The organism is Mesorhizobium sp. 128a, assembly GCF_053848025.1.
The window spans coordinates 212,158-223,700 of the sequence record NZ_JBSPKY010000009.1; the positions used below are offsets into that span (position 1 = coordinate 212,158).

General features: G+C 63.1%; 10 protein-coding genes and 1 pseudogene. 6 read left to right on the forward strand and 5 right to left on the reverse strand.

Annotated features, from left to right (window positions below; genetic code table 11):
- Positions 1–63: 63 nt before the first annotated feature.
- Positions 64–1,581, forward strand: coding sequence for a DegQ family serine endoprotease (locus tag ACWTU9_RS17150; protein ID WP_455859304.1), 1,518 nt, complete (start codon positions 64–66; stop codon positions 1,579–1,581).
- 45 nt (positions 1,582–1,626) lie between these two features.
- Here the strand turns inward: ACWTU9_RS17150 and ACWTU9_RS17155 are convergent, their stop codons facing one another.
- Together ACWTU9_RS17155 and serB are read right to left on the reverse strand one after the other, a co-directional pair.
- Positions 1,627–2,199, reverse strand: a complete 573-nt coding sequence (locus ACWTU9_RS17155; protein ID WP_454589650.1) for a GNAT family N-acetyltransferase — start codon at positions 2,197–2,199, stop codon at positions 1,627–1,629.
- A complete protein-coding gene (serB, locus tag ACWTU9_RS17160) occupies positions 2,196–3,083 on the reverse strand; it encodes a phosphoserine phosphatase SerB (RefSeq protein WP_455859305.1) in 888 nt (295 codons plus the stop codon). The genes ACWTU9_RS17155 and serB overlap by 4 nt, the downstream gene beginning before the upstream one ends.
- On the opposite strand from serB, the gene miaA reads away from it, so the two are divergent.
- Positions 3,073–4,038, forward strand: coding sequence for a tRNA (adenosine(37)-N6)-dimethylallyltransferase MiaA (gene miaA, locus ACWTU9_RS17165; protein WP_455859333.1), 966 nt, complete (start codon positions 3,073–3,075; stop codon positions 4,036–4,038). The genes serB and miaA overlap by 11 nt on opposite strands.
- A 131-nt stretch (positions 4,039–4,169) precedes the next feature.
- The gene (locus ACWTU9_RS17170; RefSeq protein WP_112560450.1) at positions 4,170–4,961 is read left to right on the forward strand and encodes a GGDEF domain-containing protein; all 792 of its coding nucleotides are present in this window, start codon (positions 4,170–4,172) and stop codon (positions 4,959–4,961) included.
- Positions 4,962–5,199: 238 nt separating this feature from the next.
- On the opposite strand, the gene ACWTU9_RS17175 is transcribed toward ACWTU9_RS17170, so the two are convergent.
- Positions 5,200–7,032, reverse strand: coding sequence for an ATP-binding protein (locus ACWTU9_RS17175; protein WP_455859306.1), 1,833 nt, complete (start codon positions 7,030–7,032; stop codon positions 5,200–5,202).
- A gap of 153 nt (positions 7,033–7,185) precedes the next feature.
- Here ACWTU9_RS17175 and ACWTU9_RS17180 point away from each other — a divergent pair, with 153 nt between their 5' ends.
- From ACWTU9_RS17180 to ACWTU9_RS17190, 3 genes and pseudogenes are all read left to right on the forward strand, one after another.
- Positions 7,186–7,752, forward strand: a complete 567-nt coding sequence (locus ACWTU9_RS17180; protein WP_455859307.1) for a helix-turn-helix domain-containing protein — start codon at positions 7,186–7,188, stop codon at positions 7,750–7,752.
- Between the two features lie 4 nt (positions 7,753–7,756).
- Positions 7,757–8,065 (forward strand): hypothetical protein, encoded by a 309-nt coding sequence (locus ACWTU9_RS17185; RefSeq protein ID WP_455859308.1) that lies wholly within the window; start codon positions 7,757–7,759, stop codon positions 8,063–8,065.
- Positions 8,066–8,086: 21 nt separating this feature from the next.
- A pseudogene (locus ACWTU9_RS17190) lies at positions 8,087–8,625 on the forward strand (GNAT family N-acetyltransferase).
- Here ACWTU9_RS17190 and ACWTU9_RS17195 read toward each other — a convergent pair.
- Positions 8,622–10,424: an NAD(P)-binding domain-containing protein gene (locus tag ACWTU9_RS17195; RefSeq protein WP_455859309.1), complete on the reverse strand. Its 1,803-nt coding sequence runs from the start codon at positions 10,422–10,424 to the stop codon at positions 8,622–8,624. The pseudogene ACWTU9_RS17190 and the gene ACWTU9_RS17195 overlap by 4 nt on opposite strands.
- A 179-nt stretch (positions 10,425–10,603) precedes the next feature.
- The gene (locus ACWTU9_RS17200) at positions 10,604–11,500 is read right to left on the reverse strand and encodes a LysR family transcriptional regulator (RefSeq protein WP_455859310.1); all 897 of its coding nucleotides are present in this window, start codon (positions 11,498–11,500) and stop codon (positions 10,604–10,606) included.
- Positions 11,501–11,543 lie beyond the last annotated feature (43 nt).

The window sequence follows — 11,543 nt, forward strand, 5'->3', positions numbered from 1 at the left end:
CATGACGCGACGCGGCGTTTTGCCGAAGCGCTTTTTCTTTTCAGCAATTCCGGGAGGCTCTCGATGACATCCAACACCCTTCTGCGCGCGGCGCGACGGACGTTCATCGCAGGTGCTGCGGCACTTCTGGTCGGTGCGCTTGCCGTACCGGCTTTCGTGACGCCGACGGTTGCCGCCGACGGACCGGCTTCGGTCGCCGACCTCGCCGAGGGCCTTTTGGGCGCGGTGGTCAACATCTCGACCTCGCAGACCGTGAAGGGCACGGAAGGTCCGGGCGCGGTGCCGATGCCGCAACTGCCCGAGGGGTCGCCGTTCCAGGATTTCTTCGACGATTTCTTCAAGAACCGCGGCGGCGACAAGGATGGCGGCGCGCAAAAGGTGCAGTCGCTGGGCTCCGGCTTCGTGGTCGATGCCGAGCAAGGCATTGTCGTCACCAACAACCACGTGATTGCCGATGCCGACGACATCGAGGTGAATTTCTCCGACGGCGTGACGCTCAAGGCGACATTGGTCGGCACCGACACCAAGACCGACGTCGCGGTGCTCAAGGTCGACCCGAAGGGCCACAAGCTGACGGCGGTGAAGTTCGGCGATTCCAACAAGATGCGCGTCGGCGACTGGGTGATGGCGATCGGCAATCCGTTCGGCCTCGGCGGCACGGTCACGGTCGGCATCGTCTCGGCCCGCAACCGCGACATCAATTCCGGCCCCTATGACGACTTCATCCAGACCGACGCCGCGATCAACCGGGGCAATTCCGGCGGTCCGCTGTTCAACAGCCTGGGCGAGGTCATCGGCATCAACACCGCGATCATCTCGCCGTCCGGTGGCTCGATCGGCATCGGTTTCTCCATTCCCTCGCAGATCGCTTCGGGCGTCGTCGACCAGCTGCGCCAGTTCGGCGAAACCCGCCGCGGCTGGCTCGGCGTGCGCATCCAGCCGGTGACCGACGACATCGCCGAGAGCCTCGGCATGGCGACCGCCAAGGGTGCGCTGGTGGCCGGCGTCATCAAGGGCGGACCGGTCGACAACGGCACAATTCTCGCCGGCGATGTCATCATCAAGTTCGACGGCAAGGACATTCATGAAATGCGCGACCTGCCGCGTGTCGTGGCGGAAAGCCCGGTCGGCAAGGCGGTCGACGTGATCATCGTGCGCAAGGGCGTCGAGCAGACGGTGAAGGTGACGCTTGGCCGGCTCGAAGACGGCGAGAAGCTCGCCAGCGGCGAAGACGGCACTACCGACGAGGACAAGGGCGGCGACAAGGCGCCCGCGGTTTCGACGGCTTCGGTGCTCGGCATGACTGTCGGCGAGCTCAATGACGAAACGCGGACCAAGTTCGGCATCGCTGCCGATGTCTCGGGCGTCGTCATCACCGACGTCACCAAGGAGTCGGCTGCGGCCGAGCGCGGCATTCAGGCCGGCGAGGTCATCACCGAGATCGCCCAGGAATCGGTCGCGACCCCGAAGGACGTGATGGACCGGATCGGCGCGCTGAAGGAGCAGGGCCGCAAGAACGCGCTTCTGATGCTGGCGTCCAAGACCGGCGAATTGCGGTTCGTCACGATCCGGATGGATTGAGTCCGGAAAACACCCTAAGCGATTGTGTTTCAAGAAAAAGGGCGGCTAGCGAGCCGCCCTTTTTCTTGCCTGCCAGTCCTTGCGCGACAGGGCGTAGAGGACATGTCGCTTCAGGTGCGGATGGCTGCCGGGGATCGAAGGGTGGTCGAAATCGCGGGCCGGGTCCGGGCTCATGCCGAGGCGCTCCATGACGGCCGTCGAGCGGCGGTTGCCGGCGACGGCGAAGGAGACGATTTCGTCGCGGTCGAGCGTTTCGAAGCCAAAGGCGAGCCATGCCTCGGCCGCCTCGGTGACATAGCCCTTGCCCCAGAATTCGGGCGCCAGACGCCAACCGATCTCCACTGTGTCGCTAGGCATGGACGGCACGTGATCGGTTTCGAGGAGGCCGACAAATCCTATGCATTCGCCCGTCGCGGCGATTTCCGCGGCGGCAAAGCCAAAGCCGTCCTCGGCAATCCAGCCGCGGAACTCATCCATCTTGGCATCCGTCTCCGCTCGGTCGCGACGGAACGGAAAAAACTCCATCACGCGCTCGTCCGAATTGATGCGGTGAAAAAGCTCGCGGTCGCGGTCCTCCCAGTTGCGCAGGATCAGGCGTTCGGTGTGCATCGGTTTCATCCGGCAAACTCTTCCTGGCGATAACCTTGGAGATAAAGCAGGGCCGTGAGGTCACCATGGTCGATCCGGACCTTGGCTTGCGCGGCGACGGTGGGCTTGGCGTGGAGCGCGACACCGGTGCCGGCAAGCCGGATCATGTCGAGATCATTGGCGCCGTCACCGACGGCAATGGCGTCGGCTGGAGTCAGGCCGAGACGGGCCGAGATCTCGTTCAGGGTATCAGCCTTGGCGGCGCGGCCGAGGATCGGCTCGGCGACCAGGCCGGCAAAGCGCTCATTCTCCTCGATCAATCGGTTGGCGCGGTTTTCCTGGAAACCGAGCATGTCCGCGATGCGGCTGGTGAAGACGTCGAAGCCGCCGGAGACGAGTGCCGTCCAGGCGCCATTGGCCCGCATCGTCTGCACCAGAGCGCGACCGCCCGATGCCAGTGTCAGGCGGTTTGCGATGATGCGGTCGACAACGGCGGTCTCGAGGCCTTTCAGCAGCGCCACGCGTTCCCGTAAGGCCGGCTCGAAGGCGATCTCGCCATTCATCGAGCGCGCCGTGATGGCGGCAACGCGATCCTTGACGCCGATCTCGTCGGCCAGTTCGTCGATGCATTCCTGGTCGATCATGGTCGAATCCATGTCGGCAAGCAGGATTGTCTTGCGGCGTGTTCCAGCCTGCTGGACGATCACGTCGACGGGTTCGGAGCCAAGCACGGAGCGTAAGGCGGCAATCATCTCAGCGGCTTCAGCCCCTTCGGCCAGCACCAGATCGCAGGCGACGCCGTCGCCCAGCCAGCGAACAGCGCTTGCGCCGACCGACCGTGAGGCCATATTCGCAAGCGAGGCCGACACGGAGCGGCTGACGGGGTGTGACACAAGCGTGGCAATCAGCGGCATCGAAAATTCCAGGCAGGCGGGCGAAGGCCGCGTGAAGAACGCGATCCTGATAGCCGGGCCAACCGCCAGCGGCAAGTCGGCGCTGGCGCTCGATCTCGCCGAGCGCGAGGGCGGCATCATCGTCAACACCGATTCCATGCAGGGCTATTCGGTGCTGGATGTGCTGACGGCGCGGCCGGCTGCCGCCGAACTCGCCCGCGCGCCGCATTTTCTCTACGGTCACGTGCATCCCTCCACAGCCTATTCCACCGGCGCCTGGCTGCGCGACGTGATCAAGCTGATCGATGACGGTACGCTAGCCCGGCGGCCCGATGGACCTCCCTTCGAACATCCCGTGATTTTCGTCGGCGGCACCGGGCTCTATTTTCGCGCGCTTGCCGAGGGCATTTCGGAAATGCCCGACATTCCGCAGCAGGTGCGCGACCGCTGGCGCTACGAGTTGAAGGAGCAAGGCGCGGCCAAGCTGCATCGCCTCCTGATGCACGAGGATTCCGCGGTCGCCATGCAGCTGAAGCCGACCGACGGCCAACGCATCGTGCGGGCGCTGGAGGTGCTTGACGCATCCGGCCGCTCCATTCTCGAATGGCAAGCGGCGCGCGGCCGGCCGCTGATCGACCGCGACAGCGCGCGTTTCTTCGTTATCGAGCCGGACCGCGCGGCGCTTGTCGAGCGGATTGAGAGCCGGTTCGACCGGATGCTCGATCTTGGCGCTCTTGATGAGGTCAAACGGCTTGTGGCGCTTGGCCTCGATCCTGATTTGCCCGCGATGAAGGCGATCGGCGTCCGCGAACTCTCGGCCGCGATGGCTGATGACATCAGCTTTCCCCAGGCCATCGAGCGCTGCAAGGCAGCGACGCGGCAATATTCCAAACGGCAAACGACGTGGTTTCGCCATCAGCTTGGCCCAGAATGGCTGAGATTGCAGCCTGGTGACGACCTGAAAACCGTGATTTGATTTTCCTGCTGCTAATACAATCAAAGAAACAGAATCCGGAATGAACATTCCCGCTCCGGTTGTCTGGGTTAACCCTCCGTAAGGCGCCCGCGTGCCATAAAGCCGACGGGCACTTTTCCAACGGGGAGCAGATGCGTTTCCACAAGGCGGAATCCGCATTTTTCGTTTTTATTTTCGTGATCCTCGCTGCAGGCCTGGTGACGCTTCATGCCTATGGTCTTTTGCAGGGCATCGCCGCCGACATGGATACCGCTTCCCGCATCGAGAGGATCGTGTACCTCAACAGGCTGCTGTTCATCACCGGGGTGCTTCTGGCGACGGCGCTGTTCTTCGGCGTGTTCTTCATCTACCCGCTGATCCGCAGACAGGCGACGGAAGAGGGCAAGCTGCGGGCGATGACGGTTTCACTCAGCGCCCGTTCGGAAACATTGCAGCATGCGGCGCTGACCGACGGTCTCACTGGCATGCAGAACCGGCGCTATTTCGACGATGCGCTGAAGGAATATCTCGAGGAATTCCGCCGCATCGAAAAGCCTGTCGGGCTGATGATCCTCGACCTCGATCACTTCAAGCAGGTCAACGACACGCATGGCCACGATGTCGGCGACGAGGTGCTTCGGGCGGTCGCCAATTGCCTCAAAGGCATGACGCGCTATCACGACGTGGTGGCGCGGCTCGGCGGCGAGGAGTTCGCCGTGGTCACGCCAAACATGGATGCAGAGTTGCTGGGGAAATTCGCCGAACGCATCCGCAAGGCGATTGCCAACATGTCGGTGCTGTCGGGCAATGTCCGCCTCAAGATCACCACCAGCGTCGGACTTGCAGTATGGGACCGCAAGGAAACGGCTGAGGAATTTTACCGCCGCGCCGACCGCCAGCTCTATGAGGCGAAGAGGCAAGGCCGCAATCGCGTCTGCGCCTAAAATCCCGAAGAAGAATTCATGAGGCCGGTTGCCTGACGCGGCTTTCTCGACTTCCGGTGCTCACGGACTGAATGTCCGCTCCGCTCCGGCTTCTCGATAGCCACGCCATTCAATCCGGCCTGATGAATTCCCTTTCGGGATTTACCCAAGGGGGCCTACGAGGCCGAAATCTCGAAAAGGTCGGCGCGGCTCGTTGTTGCTTTGCCAACGAGCTTTCAGCTGGACCTGATGGAGCAGACTATTCGTTCTGCGGGCGCATGCCGAAGGTTGTGGGCTTGAGGCCGTAGCGCAGGTCGAAATCGTCGTCCGGCTGGAGGCGCTGGGCGGTGGCCGGCTTGCGGTAATCGGGATCGCCGGCCTGGCGGCCGGTATCCACCACCTCGGCGAAGGCCATCTGCTGCTGCGGCTTCGGCACGTTGCGCAGCCGCTCGACGATAGCCGCGAGATCGACGTCGTTGCCGTCCTGCGCGAACTCGTCCTGCTCTCGCTTGGCGGTGCCGGGAATCAGGTTCTCCGACAGTTTTTCGAATTTCAGTCGCATGGTCGTCGCCACGCCTTCACCGAAGGCAATGGCTTCGCGCTGGCCCATGGAGGACAGGAAGGCCAGCGTCGAGGCCGAAGAATCGGCGATCGCCGAGCGGATGATTGCCTGGTCCTGCTCGCTGGCCAACCGCATGGCGAAGAAGGTCGAGCACTGCGACAGGATGGTCGGATCGAGCTCGCCCGGACGCTGGGTGACGACACCGAGATAGCAGCCATATTTGCGGCCTTCCTTGGCGATGCGCGACAAGGCATGCCTTGTCGGTGCAAAGCCGAGCCGCGCATCGGCCGGCATGTAGCGATGCGCTTCTTCGCACAGGAAAAGCAGTTTCAGCCTGCCCTCGCTCCACAGGGCAAGGTCGAAGGCCAGGCGGGCCAGCACCGAACAGACGGAGTTGACCACCTCGGACGGCATGCCGGCCATCTCGAAGCAGGTCACCGGGCGGCCGTGATGCGGCACGCGGAAAATGTTGCCGATCGTCTCGTGAATCGTGTCCTCGATCAGCCGCGAATTGAACATGAAGCGATAGCGCGGGTCCGATGCGGCCGATTCGATGCGCGTCTTCAGCGATTTCAGTGTCGGACGGTCGTTCTTGCTTTCCAAGAGGCCCATGCGCTCGTCGATCTGCTTGATGAGATCGACCATGCGGTAGGGTACCGGCGTGTCGGCGGTCAGTGCATCGCTGCCACGCTTGATATAGGCGCCGGAATTCGGATTGCGGTAGAGGTTCTTGGCGGCTGGGATCAGATCGCGCAGCACATCGACTTCTTCCGGCACCGTCTCGCGGCCGCGAAACAGCACTTCGGCGAATTCCTCGAGCCTGAACATCCAGAACGGCAGATCGAGCGTCTTGGAATCGACCCGGACGCAGAATTCGGGGAGCGAGGCCGCGAATTCATTGTGCGGATCGAGGATGAGGATACGCAGGTCGGGTCGGGCTGCGATCGACTTGCGCAACAGCAGCGAGACGGCGGTGGATTTGCCGACGCCGGTTGTGCCGACAATGGCGAAGTGGCGCGCCAGCGTGTCGTCGATGGCGATGTTGGCGTCGATCGCCTCGTCCTGCGACAGCGTGCCGATGGTGATCGAATGACGCCCGGCAAGGTCGTAGACCGCCTGCAGGTCGCGGCTGCGGATGCGGTGGGCAATGGCGCCGATATGCGGATAGGTGGTGATGCCGCGGTCGAAAACCGGTTTGTCGCCGGGCTCGGCGCCGTCACGCACCTCGCCGATCAGTTCGACGCTGACCTCGATCGGGTTCTGTCCCTCATTGCTCCAGGCGCGATCCGATTTGCCGATCTCATAGACGAGGCCAACGGTGCGCGATGTCCCGAGGTTGATGGAGATCATCTTGCCGACCGTCCACAGGCCGGTGACCGCGCCTTCGAGATCGTCTGCGTAGGCGCTGATGGTGGCGCGCGCGCCGTCGCACTGCACGACATTGCCCAGGATGCGCTTGTCGTTCTGCTCGGCGCGGCGACGCTCCTGCGAGGTCGGTTCTCCAACGGAGGCTTCGCGCTCGACAAACATACGGTCCGATCCCCATTTCCGTGGAGTGTCGACCCTACGCAAATGGGGTTAAGGTGGCGTGTGGCGGGATGGTGTAGCAGGCGTTAACCCATCAGCGAAAATTCAACCGACCAGCCTCTTTCCCCAACTACGGATTTTCGATATATCGGACGAATGACTGATATAGCGAATGATATTTCCGCCACCATCGGCCGACGAATCCACTCCGAAAGAACCTTGCGGGACTGGTCGCTGGCCGATCTCGCCGATCGCTCAGGCGTCTCCAAAGCCATGCTCAGCACCATCGAGCGGGGCATGACCAGCCCGACGGCGGCTCTTCTGGTACGCATCGCCGCCGCCTTCGGCATGACATTGTCGACGCTGATTGCCCGCGCCGAGCAGCAAGGCGGTGGCCTGCTGCGCGAAATCGAGCAGCCCGTATGGCGCGACCCCGGCACGGGCTATGTCCGGCGGCATCTGTCGCCGGCCTCCGACATGCCGCTCGAACTGATCCGGGTGCAACTGCCGGCCGGCGCCAGGGTGAGCTTCCCGGCGGCCTCATATGCCTTCATCAAGCAGCAGATGTGGCTGATCTCCGGGCGGCTTGAGTTTATCGAGGGCGATGTCGTGCACAGTCTCGAGCCCGGCGACTGCCTGGCGCTCGGCGCGCCGTCGGACTGCACGTTCCACGCCGTGGGGTCGCAGCCCGCCGACTATCTGGTTGCGCTGGTCAGGGGCTGAAGCCGTGGCAAGACGTCCCAAGCGCTCCGACAATGGCGGACCGCCGCTCGATGATTACAAAGGGCCGCCATGGGGCAAGGGCGACCCCTACATCTTCCTGGCCTGGCAGGCAGCGCACGCCAAGGCTTGGAAGGCGCCGAGCCGCGACGTGATGCTGATGCGCATGGACAAGGCCGAGCAGCTCGGCCTGACCTATGAGGAATACACGCTCGAAATCCTCGAGCGTGGGCTCCATCTGCAGCCGAAAGACAGCGATCGCATCGCCGCGATCAAGGCCGCGAGAAAGCGGCGTCGCGTAGTTCGTCTGGATTGACGCCACGAGAGACAAGCACGCATGAGTTCCATTGAAATCAAAATTCTGACCCGTGACGCCGCAACGCTGGCGCGTTGGCTGACATATTGATCGAGACGGTCGCGGCCGGCGGATCCGTCAGCTTCATGCATCCGTTGTCCAGGCAAGCGGCGGCAGCCTTCTGGGACAAGTCGCTGATGGCTGCGGAGAGAGGCGAAAGAGCGGTGCTGGGCGCGTGGCACGGCGATGTTCTCGTAGGCACCGTGACGTTGCTGCTCGATTTCCCTGATAACCAGCCGCACCGGGCCGAGATCGCCAAGCTGATGACCCGGCTCGAGCAACGTGGCAAGGGGATAGCGAGCCGGCTGATGCGCGCTGCGGAAGCCCTCGCCATCGAGAAAGACCGCACGCTGCTGGTGCTGGATACCGCGGCGGAGGAGGGCGCTTCCGGCCTCTACGAAAAGCTCGGCTTCACGCTCACCGGCGAAATACTGGACTTTGCCTTGAAGCCGCATGGTGGGCTGACCGGCACGCTCATCTACTGGAAGCGCATCGGCCAGTCCGCCAGTGGTCCCGCCTAACCCTTGTGATGAACCTGCTGCAGCCCATAGACCGGCGCTGCGATGCCCTCCATGCGCGCCTTCAGCTGCAGCGAGAGGAACTGCGAATAATGGCGCGACTGGTGCAAATTGCCGCCATGGAACCACAGCGCCTCCTGCTGCGTCGGCTTCCACATATTGCGCAGCTCGCCTTCCCATGGCCCGGGATCCTTGGTGGTGTTCGAGCCGAGGCCCCAGCACTTGCCGACCTTGTCCGCGACCTCTCTTGAGATCAAATCGGCCGCCCAGCCGTTCATCGAGCCGTAGCCGGTGGCATAGACGATGAGATCGGCCGGAAGTTCGGATCCGTCGGAGAGCAGAACGGAATGCGCCTTGATCTCCTTCACCTCGACGCCGCTCTTCAATTTGATCGAGCCGTCGATGATCAGGTCGGAGGCGCCGACATCGATATAGTAGCCTGAGCCGCGCCTCAGATACTTCATGAACAGGCCGGAGCCATCATCGCCCCAGTCCAGCATGAAGCCGGCCTTCTCCAGACCCTTGTAGAAATTGGCGTCGCGCTTCTTCATCTCGGCATAGGCCGGGATCTGGAATTCGTGCAGGATCTTGTAGGGCAGGGAGGCGAAGACGAGGTCGGCCTTGGCGGTGGTCATGCCGTTCTCGACCGCCTTTTCCGAATAGAGGGAGCCCAGCCCGATCTCCATCAGCGTGTCCGACTTGACGATATGCGTAGTCGAGCGCTGCACCATGGTGACGTCGGCGCCCGCTTCCCAAAGGGCGGCGGCGATGTCGTGGGCTGAGTTGTTCGAGCCGATGATAACAGCCTTCTTGCCGACATAGGCGTCGGGGCCGGGATGTTTCGAGGAGTGATGCTGGTCGCCCTTGAAGCTTTCCATGCCCTTGAAATTTGGCAGGTTGGCTTTGCCGGACTGGCCCGTGGCCAGCACCAGCTGCTTCGGTTTCAGCGTGATGTCCTTGCCATCGCGGCGCACGACAACGGTCCATTCCTTGTTCTTGTCGTCATAGACGGCGCTTTTGGCCTCGGTCGAGGACCAGTAATTCAGCTCCATCACCTTGGCGTACATTTCCAGCCAATCGCCGATCTTGTCCTTGGGCGCGAAGACCGGCCAGTTCCTGGGGAAGTCGATATAGGGCAGATGGTCGTACCAGACCGGGTCGTGCAGGCAGAGCGACTTGTAGCGTTTGCGCCAGCTGTCGCCGGCGCGCTCATTCTTCTCGACGATGATGGTCGGTACGCCGAGTTGCCGCAGCCGCGCGCCGAGCGCGATGCCGCCCTGGCCGCCGCCGATGATGAGCGTATAGGGCTGCGTCTTGAAGCCGAGCTCGGCGGCTTCCTGCTCGCGCTCTTCCTTCCAGGTCGGGCGATTTTTGCCGTGGCCGTGCTTGGCGCCGAGCGGGCGGTCGAAGCCGGCCGGCTCCTCATGGCCCTTCAACTCGACCATGGTGGTGAGCAGCGTCCAGATCTTGCCGTCCTTCAGCCTGATGTGACCGAAACCGCGGGCCACCGCCGTCTCGAAGCTGATCCAGCCGTCGAGCACGCCGTCGTTTTCCGTGGCGTCCTCGCCCTTGGCGATCGCCCAGTTCGACGGTTTGGTCTTGGCCAGCTGGCTCACCAGCATATCGCGAACCTGGTCGCGCCCTTCCATCGTCTTGACGTTCCAGGTGAAGCTGACGAGGTCGCGCCAAAAACAGTCCTCCTGGAAGCAGGCGACGGCCTTGTCGATATCGCCTGCGGTCAGGGCTGCGCCAAATTTGTCGAGCAGGTCGGAAAGCTTCTTGTTCGGGGCCTTGTCGAGCATTGAATTTCCTCCGCGATTTTTCCTGGCCGCCTGTAGCGAGCGGAACCCTGCCGAAGCTTGACGTCCGGCCTTGCGCAGTATCGCGGCAAATCATGCACCGCGTCACGTCGTCCAATAGTTTGGCGCGTTTTCAGCGGCTTATCGGGAAATCGCCGTGCGGACCGCGCCCTGCTCAAATGCTACGGGCGCTCAGCCGTGCGCTGGCCGAACACGGTTGCGAACCAGTGGCGGACGGCTTCCTCGGCCCGGCTGAGATGGGCGCCGGAAGGGGCCGTCAGGTAGTGGCCGGCGCCGCTCGACAGCGCGAAGCCGGAAAGGGTGACGAGCGATCCGTCGCGCAGCGCCGCATCGGCCAGCGGGCGCGAGCCGAGCACCATTCCGGCGCCGTGCTTTGCCGCCTCCAGCGCGGTGACGAAACTGTCGAATTTGTGCACCGGCCCGATCGTCGGTTTCATCCGTGCGACGGCGAACCATTCGCCCCACATTTCCCTCGCGCCGACGACCGTAAGCCTTGGCAATCCGGTCCAATCCGAGACTTTGGCAAGCTCGGGAGCCGCCATCGGCGTCAAGGTTTCGCGGGTGAGGCGGTCGGCCTGCCGCCCAGTGAAGGAACCGGAGCCGCTGCCGAAGCGGATGTCGAGCCCAGCGGAGCGCTCGCCATAATCGGCCGGGGTATGGATGGTCTCGATCTGCAGCTGGACGAAGGGCAGGTCGCTGGCCATTTGCGGCAGCTTCGGCGCGATCATCAATACGGCAAACGAGATCGGCGAGCGGATCGTCACACTCTGGACGGTCCTGGGCTCGAACAGTTCCCGCGTGCTGTTGGCGATCGTCGCAAAGGCCGATTGCAAATGCGGCAGATAGGCAGCACCCTCCGGCGTCAATTCGACGCCGCGCGCCAGGCGGATGAACAGCTTCTGCTTCAGCCGCTCTTCGAGCGAGCGTATGTGCTGGCTGACGGCCGCCTGGGTCAATCCGAGTTCGGCCGCCGCGGCGGTGAAATTCGACAGCCGCGCGGCGGCCTCGAAGCTGCGCAGCCAGTCGAGCGGGGGCAAGGGCAGGGTTGTTTGAGGCATTAGAAATTTATGCCCATAGGCCGAAAAACGATAATTTGAGTTA